Origin of the sequence: Actinomadura sp. KC06 (assembly GCF_004348735.1) — a bacterium.
Lineage (GTDB): Bacteria > Actinomycetota > Actinomycetes > Streptosporangiales > Streptosporangiaceae > Spirillospora.
Genome location: NZ_SMKT01000090.1, coordinates 18,502 through 37,553 on the forward strand (window position 1 = coordinate 18,502; position 19,052 = coordinate 37,553).

19 protein-coding genes are annotated in these 19,052 nt (G+C 70.9%); 6 read left to right on the forward strand and 13 right to left on the reverse strand.

The window, feature by feature from the left end; all coding sequences use genetic code 11:
* Window positions 1-206: 206 nt before the first annotated feature.
* Window positions 207-1,067, reverse strand: a complete 861-nt coding sequence (locus tag E1287_RS26215) for a hypothetical protein (RefSeq protein WP_131967722.1) — start codon at window positions 1,065-1,067, stop codon at window positions 207-209.
* Between the two features lie 155 nt (window positions 1,068-1,222).
* Between E1287_RS26215 and E1287_RS26220 the strand changes: the two genes are divergently transcribed.
* On the forward strand, window positions 1,223-1,993 hold the full coding sequence (locus E1287_RS26220; RefSeq protein ID WP_131967723.1) for a lysophospholipid acyltransferase family protein: 771 nt from the start codon (window positions 1,223-1,225) through the stop codon (window positions 1,991-1,993).
* A 52-nt stretch (window positions 1,994-2,045) separates the two neighbouring features.
* Entirely contained in the window at window positions 2,046-3,206 is a 1,161-nt protein-coding gene (locus tag E1287_RS26225; protein ID WP_131967724.1) for a DUF5925 domain-containing protein, read from the forward strand.
* Window positions 3,207-3,236: 30 nt separating this feature from the next.
* Here the strand turns inward: E1287_RS26225 and E1287_RS26230 are convergent, their stop codons facing one another.
* Window positions 3,237-4,418, reverse strand: coding sequence for an aminotransferase class I/II-fold pyridoxal phosphate-dependent enzyme (locus E1287_RS26230; RefSeq protein WP_131967725.1), 1,182 nt, complete (start codon window positions 4,416-4,418; stop codon window positions 3,237-3,239).
* Window positions 4,419-4,736: 318 nt separating this feature from the next.
* A complete protein-coding gene (locus E1287_RS26235) occupies window positions 4,737-5,555 on the reverse strand; it encodes a DUF2470 domain-containing protein (protein ID WP_131967726.1) in 819 nt (272 codons plus the stop codon).
* 67 nt (window positions 5,556-5,622) lie between these two features.
* Here E1287_RS26235 and rpsD point away from each other — a divergent pair, with 67 nt between their 5' ends.
* Window positions 5,623-6,228 (forward strand): 30S ribosomal protein S4, encoded by a 606-nt coding sequence (gene rpsD, locus E1287_RS26240; protein WP_131967727.1) that lies wholly within the window; start codon window positions 5,623-5,625, stop codon window positions 6,226-6,228.
* A gap of 189 nt (window positions 6,229-6,417) precedes the next feature.
* On the opposite strand, the gene E1287_RS26245 is transcribed toward rpsD, so the two are convergent.
* From E1287_RS26245 to E1287_RS26290, 10 genes are all read right to left on the reverse strand, one after another.
* Window positions 6,418-6,921, reverse strand: a complete 504-nt coding sequence (locus E1287_RS26245) for a MarR family winged helix-turn-helix transcriptional regulator (protein WP_243719446.1) — start codon at window positions 6,919-6,921, stop codon at window positions 6,418-6,420.
* 98 nt (window positions 6,922-7,019) lie between these two features.
* Entirely contained in the window at window positions 7,020-8,012 is a 993-nt protein-coding gene (locus E1287_RS26250) for a hypothetical protein (protein ID WP_131967729.1), read from the reverse strand.
* A 24-nt stretch (window positions 8,013-8,036) separates the two neighbouring features.
* Window positions 8,037-9,335: an MCE family protein gene (locus E1287_RS26255; protein WP_131967730.1), complete on the reverse strand. Its 1,299-nt coding sequence runs from the start codon at window positions 9,333-9,335 to the stop codon at window positions 8,037-8,039.
* Complete coding sequence (locus E1287_RS26260) at window positions 9,332-10,420, reverse strand: MlaD family protein (RefSeq protein WP_131967731.1); 1,089 nt, start codon at window positions 10,418-10,420, stop codon at window positions 9,332-9,334. The genes E1287_RS26255 and E1287_RS26260 overlap by 4 nt, the downstream gene beginning before the upstream one ends.
* Window positions 10,420-11,451, reverse strand: coding sequence for an MCE family protein (locus E1287_RS26265; RefSeq protein ID WP_131967732.1), 1,032 nt, complete (start codon window positions 11,449-11,451; stop codon window positions 10,420-10,422). Before E1287_RS26265 ends, E1287_RS26260 begins: the two co-directional genes overlap by 1 nt.
* Entirely contained in the window at window positions 11,451-12,473 is a 1,023-nt protein-coding gene (locus E1287_RS26270; protein ID WP_131967733.1) for an MlaD family protein, read from the reverse strand. The genes E1287_RS26265 and E1287_RS26270 overlap by 1 nt, the downstream gene beginning before the upstream one ends.
* Complete coding sequence (locus E1287_RS26275) at window positions 12,473-13,552, reverse strand: MlaD family protein (RefSeq protein ID WP_165969186.1); 1,080 nt, start codon at window positions 13,550-13,552, stop codon at window positions 12,473-12,475. Before E1287_RS26275 ends, E1287_RS26270 begins: the two co-directional genes overlap by 1 nt.
* On the reverse strand, window positions 13,549-14,622 hold the full coding sequence (locus E1287_RS26280) for an MCE family protein (RefSeq protein ID WP_131967734.1): 1,074 nt from the start codon (window positions 14,620-14,622) through the stop codon (window positions 13,549-13,551). The genes E1287_RS26275 and E1287_RS26280 overlap by 4 nt, the downstream gene beginning before the upstream one ends.
* Complete coding sequence (locus E1287_RS26285) at window positions 14,619-15,473, reverse strand: ABC transporter permease (protein ID WP_131967735.1); 855 nt, start codon at window positions 15,471-15,473, stop codon at window positions 14,619-14,621. Before E1287_RS26285 ends, E1287_RS26280 begins: the two co-directional genes overlap by 4 nt.
* Window positions 15,473-16,276, reverse strand: coding sequence for an ABC transporter permease (locus E1287_RS26290; protein WP_131967736.1), 804 nt, complete (start codon window positions 16,274-16,276; stop codon window positions 15,473-15,475). The genes E1287_RS26285 and E1287_RS26290 overlap by 1 nt, the downstream gene beginning before the upstream one ends.
* Window positions 16,277-16,564: 288 nt before the next feature.
* Here E1287_RS26290 and E1287_RS26295 point away from each other — a divergent pair, with 288 nt between their 5' ends.
* The 3 genes from E1287_RS26295 to E1287_RS26305 all read left to right on the forward strand — a co-directional run bounded on the left by E1287_RS26295 (window position 16,565) and on the right by E1287_RS26305 (window position 18,991).
* A complete protein-coding gene (locus E1287_RS26295) occupies window positions 16,565-17,245 on the forward strand; it encodes a MarR family transcriptional regulator (protein ID WP_243719447.1) in 681 nt (226 codons plus the stop codon).
* Between the two features lie 213 nt (window positions 17,246-17,458).
* Window positions 17,459-18,247 carry a lytic transglycosylase domain-containing protein gene (locus E1287_RS26300; RefSeq protein WP_243719448.1) on the forward strand — a complete coding sequence of 263 codons (789 nt, stop codon included), beginning with the start codon at window positions 17,459-17,461 and terminating at the stop codon, window positions 18,245-18,247.
* Between the two features lie 60 nt (window positions 18,248-18,307).
* Window positions 18,308-18,991, forward strand: coding sequence for a TetR/AcrR family transcriptional regulator (locus E1287_RS26305; RefSeq protein WP_131967738.1), 684 nt, complete (start codon window positions 18,308-18,310; stop codon window positions 18,989-18,991).
* Window positions 18,992-19,052 lie beyond the last annotated feature (61 nt).

Below are 19,052 nucleotides of genomic sequence, written 5' to 3' on the forward strand. Positions count from 1 at the left end.
CTCAACAGTCGCGATCGCGTCCGAAGGCGGTTTCGAGCCTGCGAGAAACCTGATCGCGCAGCGAGCCGCCAGGCGAGCCGGAGCGATGCAGCGATCGCACGCAGTGCTCGACGATGGAGGGCGCCCAGCGCCCGAAGGGGAGAGCACTGCAAACAAACACAGCAGCGATCGCACGCGGTGAGCTTGATTGAGGGCCGCCAAGGCCCTCAATCAAGCTCACCGCAATCAAGCACATGCAGGAGGCCGGCGAACTCGGCGGACGCGTCGGGGTCGGCGGGGAGCGGGGTCAGGCGGCGCTCGCCGTGGCTCCAGTAGACGCCGGGGGCGCAGGGGTCGTCGGCGTCGGCGTGCATCTCCCGGACGACGTCGGAGAAGACGGGGAGCACGTCCCGGACGGCCGCCGACGTGATCGGGTACAGCAGCAGCGTGCTGTGGCACGGGACGCCGACCAGCGCGCCGTGCTCGTTCGGCCACGGCAGGAACTGGTCGACCTCGCTGAGCAGCGCCGACACGTACCGGCTGCCCGGCTTGGTGACGACGCGGACGTTGCGGCCCGGCAGCAGCGGCTGGTCGCGGACGGCGACGTCGGCGAGCTCGCGGTCATGGGTGTTCGTCATCACGTAGCCGAGCTTGTGGAGCCCGAGGAGCCCGGCGCGGGCCTTGGTGAGCGGGCCGCCGTACCGGGGGTGCTCGATCATCACCATCGCGTCGAAGTGGTCACCGGCGGGGACGACGACGAGGCCCTCCCGGTCGCGGGGCGCGAGCTTGGGGACGATGCGCAGCCGCAGCAGCTCCCTGACGTCGCCGAACAGCTCCATCTCGCCGACGGCGAGGAACGCGCGGTCGCCGACCTCGCGGACCCACTCGTCCACCACTTTCGGCCATGCCGAGCGCGGCTCCCGGGCGCAGCGCTCGAGGACCGTCCAGCTGGAGGCCCGCGCCTCCGACCGGCCGACGGGCAGCACCACCTCGGAGGTGCCGGAGTCGAACCAGGCGCTGGGCGCCAGGGCGGGCAGCACGTCGCGGATGAGCGCGTGCACGTCCGCCGCCGCGTCCAACGGTTCCATCTGTGCTCATCCCCTTTCACACCCTCAGGGGGATCTTCGGGCTTCGGCGGCTCACGTCACAACCCCCACCTTCTCAGAGTTCCGGTCGGTTGTGGGAGCCATCCGGATCCCCGCCCGCACTCGCTGATCATGAAGGCCTCAAGTACCGTGCTCCCATGCCCGAAATCGTGTATCCACCGGTGATCATGACGGCTCGCTGCGTGTTCAAGGCCCTGAACATCAAGATCCGTATGGAGGGGACCGACCGGATCCCCAGCACCGGCGGGGCGGTCCTCGTCAGCAACCACGTCAGCTACCTGGACTTCATTTTCGCCGGGCTCACCGCGCATCCTAAGAAGCGGCTGGTGCGGTTCATGGCGAAGAAGGAGATCTTCGACAACCGGATCGGCGGGCCGCTGATGCGCGGGATGAAGCACATCCCCGTCGACCGGGACGCGGGCGCCTCGTCGTATGCGGCGTCGCTGAAGGCGCTGAAGAGCGGCGAGATCGTCGGGGTGTTCGCCGAGGCGACGATCAGCCGCTCGTTCACGGTGAAGGACATCAAGAACGGCGCGGTGCGGATGGCGGTCGCCGGGAAGGTGCCGCTGATCCCGGTCGCGATCTGGGGCCCGCAGCGGCTGTGGACGAAGGGCCGCAAGCGCAGGCTGCTGCAGCGCGGCGTGCCGGTGACGATCCTCGTCGGCGAGCCCCTGCATCCCAAGCGCGGCGACGACTACGACCAGTTCACGCGGGATCTGCGCGCCCGGATGTCGGAGCTGCTGGAGAAGGCGCAGCGCGAGTACCCCGACGTCCCGAAGTCGGACGAGACGTGGTGGCAGCCCGCCTACCTCGGCGGCACGGCCCCGACTCCGGAGGAGGCCGAGAAGCTCGACCTGGAGGAGGCCGAGTCCCGCAGGGCCGCCGCCGAGGGTGACAGCGGCTCCTGACCGCCGCTAATTCGGTGGACGCGGCCGGTCACGGGGCCTGATCATTTTTGGCATGACCACGCCGCAGGAGATCCTCCATCTCGTCGAGTCCGGGGAGAACGTCACCGCCCCCGGGCTGGACTCGACGCTGCCCGTGGTCTTCAACCTGAGCGACAACAACTCGCCCGCCGACGTGATGGACGTGCTGTCGCTGCGCCCGTTCGCGTCCGGCGAGCAGCCCTGGTCCCGGTCGACGCGGCTGGAGCACGTCCGCGCGGACGCGCCGCTGCGTCCCGGCGACGCCCGGCTGGTGCGGGTGGCGCACGAGAAGGGCAAGGAGTCGGTGCTGGCCGAGGGCGACGGCTGGACGCTGCTGACGAACCGGTGGAAGAACGGCGTCGCGTACGTCGCCGTGTCCGCCGTGACGGAAGAGCTGGCGGAGACCGTCCTCGAGGCGTCCGTGAAGGACGCGACCGACCCGCCGAAGGTGGACGAGACCAGCGTCGAGATGGGCTTCTGGCACATGGGCACGCACGGGCCCGTCCGCAGCGAGCGCGCGATCACCGCCGACTCGTGGGCGGACATCCGGCGCAACTACACCGCGCCGGTCGCCGAGGCCCTCGACGACGTCATGCGCCTCGGCCGCGACGAGGTGTCCGGACGGCTGCTGCTCCTGCACGGCCCGCCCGGCACCGGCAAGACGACGGCGCTGCGGGCGCTCGCCCGGGCCTGGAACGGCTGGTGCCAGTCCGACTGCGTCCTCGACCCGGAGGCGCTGTTCGGCACGCCCAGCTACCTGATGGAGGTCGCGGTCGGCGACGACGAGGACGAGAACCGCCGCTGGCGGCTGCTCATCCTGGAGGACTGCGACGAGCTGATCCGCGGCGAGGCGAAGCAGTCGACGGGCCAGGGCCTGTCGCGGCTGCTGAACCTCACCGACGGGATGCTCGGGCAGGGCCGGGACGTGCTGGTGGCCATCACCACCAACGAGGACCTCGCCATGCTGCACCCGGCGGTCGTCCGTCCCGGCCGCTGCCTCGCGCAGATCGAGGTGGGCCGGCTCACCCGCGCGGAGGCGGTGTCCTGGCTGGACGGCGCGGGCGTGCCGTCCGGGGAGGCCGGCGCGATCGGCGACGGCGGCGCGACGCTCGCCGAGCTGGCCGCGCTCCGCAAGGGCGAGAAGCGTCCCGAGAACCAGGACGTCCCGGCGACGGCGACCGGCTTCTACCTGTAAGCCGGCCGCCTGCCCCGCATGGGGCCTCGCCTAGGTCGCCTTGGCGAGGGCCTGGTCGATGTCGGACCACAGGTCGTCGGGGTCCTCCAGGCCGATGGACAGCCGCACCGTCGCCTCGCCGATCCCGGCGGCGGCGAGGGTCGCGGCGTCCATCTGCCGGTGGGACGTGCTCGCGGGGTGCATCACGAGCGTCGCGATGTTGCCCAGCGACGGACCGAGCGAGATCAGCCGGACGGCCTCGGAGAAGACGCGGCCCGCGTCCCGCCCGCCGGCCGGCTCGAACGCCAGGACGCCGCCGCTCCCGTCCGGCAGCAGGCGCCGCGCCACCTCGTGCTGCGGATGGCCGGGCAGCCCCGGATAGTGGACGCGGGTGACGGACGGGTGCGCGGCGAGGCGGCGCGCGATGTCCAGCGCGGACGCGCTCTGCCGCGCCACCCGCAGCGGCATCGTGGCGAGGCCGCGCACGGTCAGCCACGCGCCGAACGGGTCGGCGGCCGACCCGAGGTCGATAGCGTGGTCCCAGACGCGGCGGTGCACGCCCGGGTCGGCGAAGACGGCGATGCCCCCGATGACGTCGCCGTGCCCGCTCAGGTACTTCGTCGCCGAGTGGATGACGATGTCGGCGCCGTGCTCGATGGGCTTGCAGAGGCCCGGGGCGAAGGTGTTGTCGACGACGGTCAGCACGTCCGTCCCGCGGACGGCCGCGGTGTACGCGGGCAGGTCCGTCACATGGGTGGTGGGGTTCGCGACCGACTCCAGGTAGAGGAGGCGGGTGGCGGGGCGGAGCGCGTCCCGCACCTCCGCCGGGTCGTCGCCCGAGACGTAGGTGACGTCGACGCCCCAGCGTTCGGCGAGGTCCTGGAACAGCGCGAACGTGCCGCCGTAGAGGGTGGTCTGCGCGATGACGTGGTCGCCGCTGCGCAGCAGGCTCATCAGCACGGTGCTGACGGCGCCCATGCCGGACGCGGTGGCGAGCGCCGCGGCCCCGCCCTCCAGTTCGGTGACTGCCCGTTCGAGGGAGCGGACGGTCGGGTTGGACATGCGGGCGTAGAAGAAGGCCTCGTCCGGTCCGCCGAAGGCGGCGGCGAGGTCGTCGGCGGCCTCGAAGGAGAACAGGTGGCCCTGGTACAGCGGCACGGAGAGGGGGCGGCTCCCCGCCGGAACGATCACGGGCGGGTGGACGGCTCGGGTCTGCGGATGGTGTCCGGTCATGCCTCAAGCCTGGGGTGGGAGCCGGGCCGCGGAAACGGCCAATTCCGACCAGTGGCCCGGACCACGCCCCCCCGAAATCGCGGCGCCGGACCACCGGCCCGGCCGAAGGCGCACCGGGCGCCCCGGTAGCCCGGTGACGGTCCCCCGCCGCCGGCTCACCCACCCCGCGAGGGCGAGCCGGCGATCGGGGTCGTCCCGGACGGGTGACGCTCGGCGTCCCTCGGCCGGTGTACCGAGCATCGCCCGGGACGGGCCCCGCCGCCATCCGGGAGATCACCGGCAATTCGCCGCTTTCGTCCGGATCAGGGTTTTCACGTACTACGGGGTCGCCCGGGCGAACAGGCGCCGGTACACGCACCGCAGACCGTGGAGATCACTGACAGGCTCGGCGAACGGGAGCCGCAGGTCGAACGCAGCGTGCGCGTCCGGTGGCGGTGCGATGCGGCGCAGCCACATACCGTACCGGTCGAGCGCCAGCGGCCGGACCGTTCCCGGCGGGACGGATTCCGGCAGCAGCCCGATCAGCTCGTCGCGGTGGCAGGAGTCCAGGTGCGTGAGGATGCCCGACTCGACGGCGACGAACGGGTCCGGCGCGGCGGCGGCGTACTCCTCGGGTTCGAGGCTCGCGCTCCCCCAGGCGTCGTCGATCTCGACCTGGCCGATCTCCAGCGCGAGGACCGTCCATTCCGGCCGGGCGTCCGGCAGGCCGCCGTCCCGCCCGCCGCCGTCCCGCTCCGTGCCGAGGTCGAGCAGCTCGGGACGCGGATGGACGTGCGAGAGGCGGAGCGCGGCGGCGCGCAACTCACCGTCCGGGACCTCGCTGAGCCAGCCGTGCAGCCAGGCCCGGCCGCGGACGCGGTCCGCCAGCGCGACCGGCGCGACGTCGGAGATCCGCAGCGTGGCGGGCACGTCGGGGTCGGCGTCCGGCGCCGGGTTCCGGAGCCCGGCGGCGATCGGCGAGGCGGACTGGACGAGCAGCAGCGGCCTGCCGTCCCGGTCGGTCGTGTGCGCCGGGACGGGCGCGTACGGGACGCCGGGCGCGACGAGGACGCCGTCCGCGACGCCGTAGGCGAGGGTCCGCGCCCGCTCCGCCGCCGTGGGGCCGTCCACCGTCTTCGTGGTCTCCGCTCGCCGCACCTTGCCTCCTTGACCCACTAGGTTAGGCTTACCTAACTTAGGCATACCTAACCATCAAAGGAGCGTGATGAACAACCCTCGTCCCAAAGTGCGGATCTCGCGGGCGCTCGGCATCCCGCTGACGCCGAAGGCCGTGAAGTACTTCGAGGCCCGCCCCTACCCGCCGGGCATGCACGGCCGCGCCCGCAAGCAGGAGTCCGACTACAAGGTCAGGCTCCGCGAGAAGCAGCGCCTCCGCGCGCAGTACAACATCCGCGAGGCGCAGCTCCGCAACGCGTTCGCCAAGGCCGCCAGGACCGGCGGCAAGACCGGCGAGGCGCTGATCGTCGACCTGGAGCGCCGGCTGGACGCGATCGTCCTGCGCGCCGGGTTCGCCCGCACCATCTACCAGGCCCGGCAGTTCGTCGTGCACCGGCACATCCTGGTGAACGGCCGCCGCGTGGACCGTCCGTCCTACCGGCTCCGCCCCGGCGACGTGATCACCGTCGCGGGCCGCAGCCGCGCCATGGACGCCTTCCAGATCGCCGCCGCCGGCGGCCACACCGAGAAGGTCCCGGCCTACCTCGACGTCCGCCACGACGCCCTCGCCGCGCAGCTGACCAGGCTCCCCGAGCGCCGCGAGATCCCCGTCATCTGCGACGAACAACTGGTCGTCGAACACTACTCGCGCTGATTCCCAGGGGGGCGACCCCCTGGAACCCCCGTCGCGAGCCAGTCGATCCTCACGCCACGGTGGCGGGTTCTCGTGACCGTGCGGGCTTGCGACCGTGGCGCTCCGGTCGCCCGGCTCGGCGGGTCGTGCGACCTCCGGCGCTGGGCGCCTCCGGCCGCACGACCCGTGACCCGTTGCTGGAGTCCTGTTTCAGTGAAGGGCGCCCAGTTCCTTTCGGGCGGTGGTGCGGAGGGTTCGCAGGGCGTCCACCAGGACGTGGCGCTGGTCGTCGGTCAGCGGGCCCGCGAAATGCTCGCGGAGCGTCTCGGCGTGGACGCGGAGGGCCTCGTCCAGTTTCGCGCGGCCGGCGGCGGTCAGCTCCACCAGCTGGCGGCGGCGGTCACCCGGGGCCGGCTCGCGGCGGACGAGGCCGGCCTCCACCATCCGGTCGATGATCCGGGTCATGCCGCCGCTGGTCAGGATCAGCTCGCCGGCCAGGTCGCCCATCGTGTGCGGGCCGGACCCGGCGGCGCCGGACAGCTTCAGCAGGACCTCGAACACCGCGTGCCGGATGCCGCAGCGGCGCTCCAGCTCCCGGCCCGCGATCCGCTCCAGCACGGACGCGGCGCTGAGCAGCGCGCCGAACTCGTGGACCAGCTCGTCCGGGACGACTCCGCCGTCGATCCTGCGCTCGCCCGGTTCCGTTTCCGTCACGGTCGACATGATGCCCCGCCTTCGTCCAGCGACCCCGTCCATCCGCACAACGCGCGGCGCCCCGCGCGGCTTCCACGCGGGGCGCCCGGCTTTGACCGTCAATTGCCCGGTGTGCCGCTCTTCTCCGCCTTCGGCGACTTCGACGCGCCGCCGCCCGGGACGCCGGGGAGCTGCTGCCCCGGCTGCTGGTTCTTGTTCTGCTCGTTGATGCCGGACGCGTACTGCTGGGTCACCTTCCACTCGCCGTCGACCTTGCTCAGCGAAAGCCGCAGCAGCGTCGCCGGCTCGGTGGCCTGCCCGTCCTTCGTCTTGAGCGAGACCTCCACCATGACCACCGCCGTGGCGAACCTGCCGTCGACGCTCCCCACGAAGACCTGGTCGGTCTTGGACGACACCGCCACCTGCGAATCGGACTTGAACGCGCTGGTCAGCGACGGCATCGTGTTCTTCTTGAACTCGTCGAGGAGATCGCCTGCCATCAGCTTCTGGGCCTTGTCGGCCTGCGTCTGGTAGTTCTGCGCGTTGTAGCTGAACGCCGCGTTGCCGTAGGCGGAGGCGACCTTGCTCACCGCCGCCCGGTCGTCCTCCTTGGCCGAGAGGGAACTCGCGCTGCGCCACTGCCAGATCGCCAGGCTGGCCAGCAGCGCGACCAGGACGACGACCACCACGGCCTGCACCATGCCGAGCCCGAAGAGCGTCGACCGGAGGACGACCGGCTCCCTCTCCTCCGGCTCGTCTTCCGGGGCCTCGATGCGGGACGGGCGCGGCTTCGGCACCGACTTCGCCGCGGGCTTGGCGGCCGGTTTGGCGGCCGGTTTCTTGGTCTTCGCGGCGGGCTTGGCGGGACGGGGCGCGGGCTCCTCCTCGGGCTCCTCGTCCTGCTCGTCCTCGGCGTCCAGGGCCTCCAGGACCTCGTCCAGGTCCTCGTCGTCGATGACCTCGATGACCCGCACCCGGCGCTTGCGCCTGGCGGCGGGGCGTGCCGGACGCTCCGCGACCTCGGTCTCCTCCGGCGCCTCGGTCTCCTGCGGCGCCGCGTCCGCCTCGTCCGAGACCCCGCCGGTCTCGTCCCTGGTGGTCTTGGCTGTCACTTCGGGCACTCCTCGGGGTTGGGGTCAGTCCTTGCCCCGACGCAGTCGGGTCAGGCGGGACACCACGGGCACCGAGCCCATCATGACCCTGATCAGCACCAGCAGGGCGATGACCGGGGGGACGTACACTAGCCACGCCGGCGGCCCGCCGGAAGAGTCCTCGCTGGCATTCGCGGCCTTCTCGGCCCGCACGTCCTTCCGGTCGAGCGCCGGGTCGTGGGTGGGGATCGTCTCGCCCGGGTTCTTGGCCCGGTAGGTCTTCTGCGGCGTAACCGCCGGGGTCCGTCCGCCGGGGCAGGTCCGCATCTTGTTCACCGCGGGCTGCGGCAGCGGGTACTTGTACTCCAGCGCGGCGGGCTCCTTCAGCGTGACCTGGAAGACGACGTTCAGGACGGGCTGCCCCTGGTCGATCCCGATCACGTTGTCCAGGACGACCTTCAGCGCCGGCGCGTATTCGAGCGTCTTGCGCAGGTCGGTCAGGTAGTCGGGGTTGTACCGCGAGAAGCCCAGGGTGCCGAGATTGTCGACGGCGCAGCCGAAGTCGGGGCCGGTCTCGTCCAGCAGGTCGTTGACCGTGTCGAGCAGCCCGGGCCCCCGGTCGCGCAGCTGGGCGATCTTTCCGCGGACCTGGCTGAGCGCGGCGGTGAGCGCGGCCAGGTCGTCGATCCCGGAGCCGAGCGAGCCGCGGTTCTGGTTCAGCACGCGGGTGATCCGCCCGAGGTCCCTGGTGAGCCCGTCGAGCAGCTCGGTGTTCTGCGCGAACGTCTGCGTCAGGTCGTCGCCGCCGTTGATGATCTGGCGGAGGGAGTCCTCGCGCCCGGCCCAGCCTTCGGCCAGCTCGTGGGTGAGGACCTTGGCGTCGTCGGGGTTGATCGCCTTGAGGGTGTCGATGACCGCGCCGAACAGGTCACCGTACTTGGGCGGGACCTTCGTCTGCGACACCGGGATGACGCTGCCGGGCTTCATCGGCGGCGCGTCCGCCTTGCCGGAGCCGGGGGTCAGCTCGACCACCGGCTCGCCGACGGCGGACTTGCGGGCCGCGGCGGCGGTCACGCCCTGCGGGATCGTGACGCCGCGCTCGATGTCCATCCGGACGACGACCTTGTCCCTCTCCAGCTTCACCGAGTCGATCTTGCCGACGCGCAGGCCGAGATAGTCGACCTCGAAGTTCGGGTGCAGGCCGGGCGAGGACTCGAACTCCGCCGTGAGGCGGTACGGGCGGTCGATGAAGTCGAACCGGACGACGTTGTTGAACGCCCACACGGCCATCACCACGGCGAGCGCGGCGAAGACCGCCAGGTTGATCGTCAGCCGCCTGGTCATCCGCGTCCTCCCAGGATGGCGTCGAGGTCGGGGAGGGCGCCTTCGAGCTGGTCCGGGAGCTCCGGAGCCGGGGCGGGGTCCCGCCCGGTCCCGTTCTCCTTCTTGTTCTTGGGCTTCTCGCTCAGGCCGGGGAAGATCGGCGTCCCGTCCGGCCAGACGATGCGGACGATCGGGTACAGCAGCAGCTGGCCGTCATAGCTGGCCAGCGGGATCTTCTTGGAGAAGGCGACCAGGCCCTCCACCAGGGCGGTGAGCCGCTTGCGGTTGTTCCCGAGCTGGTGCAGGACGGGGTCGAGGTCCGCCAGCAGCTTCCGGAACCGCAGGACGCGTCCCTCCAGCACCTTGTCGTTCAGCTGGCGGGCCATCCGGGTGAGCCGGTCGACCGTCTTGACGATCTTGTCCTTGTCGTCGTTCAGCATCCGCGTGGTGCGTTCGAGCTGGCCGGGCGCCTCGTTCAGCGCGTCGTCGCCCTTCGCGAGCGAGCGGCCGAGCCTGGCGAACCGGTCGACCGACTCGCCCAGCTCGCGGCGCTGGTCGGCGAACATCTTCATCAGCCCGCTGGCCTGTGCGATCGTCATGTTGAGCTTCTGGCCGTTGCCGTCCAGCGCGGTGGCCCCGGCGTTGACGACGGTCGCGACGTCGTCCCCGGCGAGCGCCTGGATCAGCGGGCCCGCCTGCCCGACGACCTGCTCGAACGCCGGCTGGACGCTGGTCTGCGCGATCGTGTCGCCGGTGGCGAGGTACGGGCCGCGGCCCATGCTCGCGCCGGGCGGCATCCGCAGGTCCACGTAGTTCTCGCCGAGCAGCGACGTCACCCTGATCTCGGCCCGGGTGCCCTTCGGGATCTTGATGTCGTCCTCGATGGACAGCGTCACCTTCGCCCGGTAGCCGTCCAGCCGGATCTTGGTGACGCTGCCGATCGTGATGTCGGACATCTTGACGCTGTGCCCGGCGACGAGCTGCTGGACGTCGTCGAACGTGGCCGTCAGCGTCAGGCCGCCCTTCGGCGCGCCCGCGGTCGTGTAGGAGCAGCCGGAGGCGGCCAGGGCGAGGGCGACGACGAGAACGAGAACGGTCCTCCCCATCAGTTGCCTCCGTTCTGCCAGGGACAGTTGGAGTTCGGGGGCGGCAGCGGGCAGTCGACGTCGTCGCTGTTCATCAGGCCCTTCAGCCACGTCCGCAGGAACGCGTCGGTGGCGAAGCGGATCTGCAGCGACTTGTTCTTCGGGTTGTAGCCGTTGAGGAGCAGCTCGTTGACGCCGGGCAGCGCGTGGATGAGCTGCGCCAGCTCCTTCGCGTTGCCCTTGAGGGTGAGCGCGGTCCGGGTGAGGACGGCCAGGTCGTACGGCAGCCGTCCCTTGTACTTCTGGATCAGCTTGTCGCCGTTGTCCGCCAGCTCCAGAACGCCGCTGATCAGCTCCTGCAGCGCGCCCCGCTCGGCGGCGAGCACCCGGCTGGCCTCGCCGAAGTCGCGGATCACCGAGCCGAGGACCTGCTCGCGTCCGCGCACCACCCCCGCCAGGCGGCTGAGGTTCTGCGCGACCTCGATCAGCTCCTTGTCCTGCCCGGCGACGTTCTCGACGAGGCGGGCGCTCTGCTCCAGGGTGGCGTTGAACTGCCTGCCGTTGCCGTTCACGGTGTCGGCGGCGTTGCCGAGCGCGCCCTGCATCTTCGTCGGGTCGAGCGCGTTCGCGAGGTTGGTGAACGAGCTGAGCGCGTCGTCCACCTCGACGGGCACGTGGGTGCGCTCGATGGGGATGACGTCGGAGGTCTCCTTCGGCTGCCCCGGCTTCCACGCCGGATGCAGGACGAGGTTGCGCTCGCCGATCAGGTTCAGCGGGACGATCGACGCCTGCACGCCCCTCGGCAGCGGGACGTCCTCGCGCACATGGAACGTCACCCTGACCCGGTCGCCCTGGTTCTCCACCTTCTCGACCAGGCCGACGTCCGCGCCCATCACCTTGACCTTGGACTCCGGGTAGAAGGAGCGGGCCTTCGGGACGAAGACGACCATCGTCCGCTGATCGCCGCCGCCGGACGAGGTGATCGAGCAGCCGCCGAGCGACGCGGTCATGGCCAGGCCGAGCGCGATGGCGACGATCTTCACCCTGCTCATCAGTTGCCTCCCTGCTGGCGCCGCGTGGAGACCGGGCCCGGCGGCTGGAGCGGGCCGAGGCCGGTGAGCACGCCCTCCACCCACGGCCCGTTGCCCTTGAGGACGGCGAGCTGCTGGAACGTCGGCCCGAGGAGCGAGAAGTCGGTGTTCAGCGCGTCCATGTTGGGGGCGAGCCTGGTGGTCAGCAGGTGCAGGTTGTCCAGGAGCGTGTTGAGCTCCTTCTGGTTGTCGGAGATCACGTTGGACAGCGTCCGGACGGTGCGGCTGCCCTGCCCGATCGTCGCGGCCAGCTCGTCGCGGCGGCGCACCAGCGTCTGCAGCAGCACCTGGCTGGCGTTGATGATCTCGCGGAGCTGCTCGTCCTTGGCGGCCAGCGTGCCGGTGATCGTCTTGCTGTTGTCGATCAGCTTCTGGATCTCCGGATAGGAGTCGTTGAGCATCCGGGACATGTCCTGGATGTTGACCAGGACGCGGTTCAGCTTCACCGCGCCCGGCGACTCGATCTTGTTGACCTGGGTGAGCAGCCGGTCGATGCTCTTCTGGTCGAGCTTGCCGACGATGTTCTGCGCGCCCTCCAACGCGTCCGGGACGGTGAACGGGACGCTGGTGCGCGACAGCGGGATCCGGCGCCGCGACTCCGGCACGTCCGCCATGTACGGCTTGGCGACCGGGCCGGACAGCCGCAGGTACCGGCCGCCGAGCAGCGTCGTCGTCTGGATCTCGGCCCGGGTCTTCGGCCCGAGGTCGATCCCGGCGTCGACATGCCACGTGACGATGATCTTGCCGCGCTGGAAGTCCGGCTCGACGGATGTGATGCGGCCCGACTTCACGCCCGCGACCCGGACGTCCTGGCCCTTCTTGAGCCCGGCGGCGTCGCTGAACTCGCCGGTCATCGTGTAGCCGCGGTCGAGCAGGTGGAGCTGGCCGACGGCGAACGCGAACACGCACCCGGCGGCGAGCGCGGCCAGGGTGACGATCGCGACCAGCTTCTGGTCGACGTCCCGCAGCGACTTCAGCGCCATCAGCCGCCCACCCCCAGCAGCATCTTCCGCAGCTTGGTGAGGTCGTCCTTGGACGGCGCTCCCGCGCCCGGCGACCTCGGCAACGTCATCGGGAACGGGCACGGGCCCTGCATGATGTTCAGGCAGAGCGCGTTCGTCCGCAGGTAGTGGCCGCCGTTGGCGGACGCGAACAGCTGCCGAAGCGTGAGCGGGAGCTGCCGCACCATCTTCTCCAGCTGGTCGACGTTGAGCCGGAACGTCTCGCTGAACTTTCCGAGGTTGTCGATGATGCGGCCGAGTTGCGCGTCGTTGCCGCCGAGCACCTGGTTGAGGTTGGTGGTGACGCCGGACACCTCCACGACGGCGTTCTCCAGCAGCCTGCGGTTGTTCGCGAAGACCCTGGTGAGCGACTCCAGGTTGTCGACGCTGGCCGCGATCTGCTTGTCGCGGGTGGCGACCGCGGCGCTCACCGTCTCGTAGTCGTCGATCATCTTCTGGATCGTCTTCCGGCGGGCGGCGAACGTCTGGAGCAGCACGTCCAGGTTGTTGGTCAGCAGGGTGATGTTCTGCTCGTTGCCCTCCAGGGCCTGGGTGAACGAGAACAGGATCTTGTTGAGCTGGTTCGGGTCCAGGCTGCGGGTGAGCGGGCCGAGGTCGTTGACGATGGCGCCGAGGTCCACGACCGACCTGGTGTGCGGGACGCGGTCGCCGTCGTCCAGCATCTCGGGCTTCTTCCCCGGCTCCAGGTAGACGACCCGCTGGCCCATCACGTTGCGCCAGCGGATCGATGCGGTGGAGTCGGACGGGATCCGGACGTCGTCGTCCACGGCCATGTCGACCACGGCCTTGCCGCGTTCGACCCTGATGCCCTTCACCTGCCCGACGGGCGTGCCGGCGACCTTCACGTCGTCGCCCTCCAGCAGCCCGGTGACGTCGTCGAACGTCGCCGTCAGCCGGTAGCGGGACGCGAAGCTCGTGCCGAGGATCTGCCCGCCGATGAAGAACGTGAGCAGCCCGGTGACCGCCACGAACACCAGGAACTTCAGCGTCGTGGCGCCGCTGGGGCCGCGCGCGGACCTGGCGCGCCTGCGCGGGCTCACGGCCGTCCCCCATTGGACTTGCGGGTCGGCGACGCGGTGAACGCCGTCGTGGCCGGGTTGACCGGGCAGATGTCGATGAAGATCTGGCAGATGTCCAGCGGGAGGTCGTCGCGCGCCTGCGCGATCAGCGTGCCCTCCGGGCCGGGGACGCGGATGATCTGCGCCAGCAGGTTGAAGAACCCGTTCAGGCTGTCCAGCAGCACGGGGATGTTCCGGCGCTGGCCGTTGAACACCGCGACGACCTGGCCGCCCGAGTCGATGATGTTGCCGAGGTTGTCGCCGTGCCGCTGCAGGTTGTTGCCGAGCGTGTCGCCCAGTCGGCCGGACTGGTCCAGCAGCTGCGAGACCTTGTCGGGACGTTCGTTGATCGTCCGCGCGAGCCGGTTGAAGTCGCCCGCGAAACCGGCGATGGTGTCGCCGCGGGACGCGAACGTCCCGGACAGGCCGTTGAGGTCGGCCAACAGCGCGTTGATCGCCGCGCGGCTCTCGTACGTCGCGTCGACGACGATGGCGCCGTTCTCGATCGTCCGGCGCAGCGCGGGCCCCTGGCCGGAGAGCCCGCTGCCGAACGTGTGCAGGATCGTGGCGAGCTCGTCCGGGTCGATGGCCTTGGTGAGCTTGTAGGTGGGCCAGGCGGTGTCGGACAGCTCCTCGGGGTCGCGGGTCTTGGCGATCTTCCCGCCGTCCTCCAGGTACGGGCCGGTCAGCTCGTGCGCGCCGAGTTCCAGCGCGAGGTCCTTCGGCCCGAACACCGAGACGGGCTCGACCGCCGCGACCGTCGTGTCGGCGACCTTGATCCCCTTGTCGACGCGGAACCGGACGTTGACCCGGCCGCTGTCCACCAGGGTGATCTTGTCGACGGCGCCGACCGCGATGCCGCGGATCTTGACGTCCGACTTGCCCGGGTCCAGGCCCTGCCCGGCGCGTCCGAACGTCGCGTTGTAGTAGGTGGAGCCCTCGTGCGACGGCGTCGTGCCGACCGCGACGAACACCGCGGCGGCCGCGATCACGCCCGCGCCGACCAGCCCGAAGACCGTCCGGGAGCGGCTCGACAGCGTCTCCTCGCTCATCCGGTCAGCCTCACCGTGCTGCCGTGGCCCCAGAAGATGTACGACAGGACCAGGTTCATCAGGATCATCAGGATGGTGGACTCCCGGATCGCGCGGCCCGCGGCGACGCCGACGCCGACCGGGCCGCCCGCCGCGTAGTAGCCGCGGTAGCAGTGGACGAACATGATGATGAACGCGAACACCGCGACCTTGATGACGCTGTAGAACACGTCGATCGGCGGCAGGTAGAGGTGGAAGTAGTAGTCGTAGATGCCGGGTGAGAGCCCGAAGTACTGGATCGTGATGAACCTGGTCGCGAAGAACGCCATGAACAGCGACACCAGGTACAGCGGCACCAGCGCGATGACGCCCGCGGCGACCCGCGTGCACACCAGGTAGGCCAGCGAGTTGATGCCCATGACCTCCAGCGCGTCGATCTCCTCGGAGATCCGCATCGCGCCGATCTCGGCGGTGAAGCCGGTGCCGACCTGCGCGACCAGCGCGACGCCCGCGATGATCGGGGTCACCTCGCGGACGTTGGAGTAGCTCGCCACCAGCCCGGTGAACGCCTCCGCGCCGATCCGCTCCAGGCCCGGGTAGCCCTGCAGCCCGACCATCGCGCCGGTGGCGAGCGACATCGTCGCGATCACGAAGATCATGCCGCCGCCGATGACGAGCGCGCCGACGCCGACGGTGATGTCGCTGACCTGCTTGGCGAGCGTCCTGCCGTACTTGCGCCGGATGATGATGTCGACGACCAGGTGGTACAGGACGCGGCCGAGGAAGACCGGCAGGTCGGCCGAGCCGGCGAGCCCGGCGGCCCGGCCCCGGACGGCCCGGCCCAGCTTGCGTACGGGGGAAATGGCGACCATCAGAACCTCGGGGGGAAGAGGACCTGGTAGATCATGGTGAGGATGTAGTTCGTCGCGAACACCACGATCGAGGTGACCACCACCGCCCTGTTGACCGCGCGGCCGACGCCGACCGGCCCGTAGTCGCAGTTCATGCCCATGTAGCAGGCGACGGCGGCGGCGATGAAGCCGAACACCCACGCCTTGAACAGGGTGATCACCAGGTCCGGGAACTGCAGCAGGGTCGTGGCGCCGTCGAAGAACGCGCCGGGGCTGACGCCCTGCTGGATGACGTTGAAGTAGTAGCCGCCTAGGACGCCCGCCAGGATCACCACCGAGCAGAGCAGTAGGGACACCGTGCTCGCCGCCCACAGCCTGGGGGTGACCAGGCGGTGGACCGGGTTGATGCCCATGACCTCCATGGCCGCGAGTTCGTCGCGGATGTTGCGGGCCCCCATGTCGGAGGTGATGGCCGACCCGCCGACCCCGGAGACCAGCAGCGCCGCGGCCAGCGGCGCCACCTGCTGGATCATCGCGGCGGTCAGCAGCGCGCCCGTGCCCGACTGCGCGCCGAGCTGCCGGGCGATGTCGCCGACCTGCAGCGAGATGGTCGCGCCGAGCGGCACCGCGATCAGCATCACCGGGACGCTGGTGACGCGCGCCAGGAACCAGCACTGCTCGATGAACTCGCCCCACCACTGGCGCACGTCCCAGGTGCGGCGCAGACCCTCCAGGAGGGTCACGCACAGCAGTCCGGTCTCGTCGAGCGTCCGCCCGACGCGCCTGCGCGCAAGGTCCGGGGCCTTCGTCAGGCTCAGGGCCATCAGCCGGTGCCCTCCCCCAAGGGGGTTTGGTGAAGGTACAACCCAGCCTCCTTCGCTTCTCGGACGTCGGCGCTCATCCGATACTCCGCCGCCCCGCCGCGCCACGGGGGCGCACTGTTCCGCTCGTTCGCGCGCCACCGCGGTCTCGGCGGAGACCGGGACCACACGCGGAGGCCGCACCCAAGCAAGCACTCGGGCAACCCCGCATGTGATCTGAGGCACTCTATTGGAAGAAGGTCTAAGAAGCGAGTACTTACATGTCGATTCTTCCGCGGCTAAGATCATCCGGTGCGAACCGAGGCGCGACACGACACCGGACGGGACGGAACGGCGGGCATGGCGGCCGACACGGCGGACACCTGGGGCTTGGCGGCGGACGGCGCGGACGGCGCCGATCCGCTGGTCATGGACGGCACCGACCCGCGGGTCATGGACGGGGTCGACCCGCTGGTCATGGGCGTCCGCGACCGCTGGGAGGAGCAGGGGCTGCTCGGCGGGCCCTGGCCGTTCATGGCGATCTGCGCGGTGGGGCGGCTCAACCAGCTGCTGAAGAAGGCCCTGGACACCGAGCTGAAACGGCTTGACCTCACCCGGACCGGCTACTTCCTGCTGACCACGCTGGCCCTCACCGTCCACGGGCGGGCGCGGCTGAGCACGCTCGGCCGGATCCTGATGATGCATCCGACGACGGTGAAGCTCACCGTCGACCAGCTCGAGGCGGTGGGCCTCGTCGCCCGCAGCCCGCATCCGAACGACCGGCGCGCGACCCTCGTGGAGATCACCGCCGCCGGACGGGACCGCGCCAACGAGGTCAGCCTGGCGCTGGAGTCGCCCGGCGGCGAGCTGGCGGCGTTCGACGGGCGGCACCGCGAGATCTTCGAAGCGCTGCAACCGGCGCGACTCGCGGCCGGAGATGTGGAACTCTTGAATCCTGGCGCGGGGCGGGATCGGGGGCACCGCGACGGGTGAACCGCGGGTCACCCGGTCCCCGTACAGGCACATGGACCTCGTCCGTGGACGGCTGAGCCTCGTTCATGGACGATCACATGGACGACAGGACCCCGGGCGATAAGGCAGTCTTCTCTCATGCCACAGAGTCACGGCACACGCAGACGTCCCTCCGCCTCCTCCCGACGCGCCCGTTCCGGGCCGAAGCGATCGGAGGGGCGCGTCCGCGACGCCGTGCAGGTACCCCCGCCCCGCGAGGCGCCCGGCGCGCGCGGCCGGCGCGGGCCCGGGCCGTACCCTCCCTACGATCCGTACGACCCGAACGGGACCGGGACGCCGCCGGACGGCGCCCGCCCGCCCGGGAAACGGCGGATCCGGCGGCTGCTGACCAGCAACGTCACGATCACGGTCGTGGCGATCTGCGCGATCGTCGCGGCGGTCGCGCTCGTCGACATCGGACGCTTCGTCGGCGGCGACGACACCAAGCCGCCGAAGATGGCGGCGGGCGACCTGTCGACCAACGACATGCTCACCCGGCTGACGGCCGCGTCCGACATGGACCCGGTCGTCGCGGACGCGGTCGCCGCCGCCAAGAAGCGCGCCTACGAGAAGCACAAGCGCGAACTGGCGGCGCTGAAGAAGAAGGCCGAGAAGGAGGCGGCGGCGCGGGCGAAGCTGAAGGCGCAGCAGGAGAAGGAGCGGCTCGCCAAGCTGAACCCGAGCGCCAAGCAGAACAAGGCGTACGGCAAGAAGATGAACGCCCTCAAGGGGTGGGACCGCTGCTGGCCGTCCCTGCTGACGCTGTGGAACCACGAGAGCGGCTGGAACGAGCGGGCCGAGAACCCGTCCAGCGGCGCCTACGGCATCCCGCAGGCGCTTCCGGGCTCGAAGATGGCCAGCGCCGGGAACGACTGGCGTACCAGTACGCCGACGCAGATCGCATGGGGGCTCGGCTACATCAAGGCCCGCTACAAGGACCCGTGCGGCGCGTGGTCGTTCTGGCAGAACAACAACTGGTACTGAGCTGGTTGGGCCTCGCGGAGAGCCGGGTGCGGGCCAGGGGCCGCCTGGCACCATGGTGGGATGCGGACGAGCGGGGCCCACGAGGGCGGCGAGGCGACCGGCGGCACCGGTGACGGGAACGGCGGCGGCGAGAGCGCCGGGAGCGCAGGCGGCGGGCGCCAGTGGGCGCGGGCCGACGCCACGCGGCAGGCGCTGCTGACCGCCGCGCTGCACGTGTTCGCCGACCGCGGCTACGCCGACGCGGGCATCGCCGAGATCGTCGAGCGGTCCGGGATCAGCGTCGGCAGCCTCTACCACCACTACGGCGGCAAGGCCGGGCTGTACGTCGCGCTGTGGGAGGACCTCAGCGCCGAGCAGGAGGCGAGCGCCGCGCAGGCCGTGTCCGCCGCGCGCAAGGACGGCGAGTCCGACCCGATCGCGCTGTTCATCGCGGGCGCCCGCGCCTACCTGCGGGTGTGCTGGGAGCGCCGGGACGCGGCCCGGCTGTTCCTCGGCGGCGAGGGGCCGTCCGGGTCGTCGCTGATGCGCCGCAGCCGCGCCCAGCACTGGATCGCGCAGAACACCAAGCTGCTGCGCGGGCCGTGCCCCGGCGAGCCGGCCGGACGTCCCGAGCAGGTGCTGAGCCTCGTCCTCACCACGGTGATCGGCGAGACCGGACGCGAGATCGCCACGGCCGAGAGCGAGACCGAGGCAGCGGAGATCATCGAAGAGGTCTGCCGCATCCTGATCCGCCTGGCCCGCTGAGAGGTCGGATCAGAGCCGGGCGGGACGAGCCTGCCGCAGCGGGAACAGGGCGGGCCGGGGG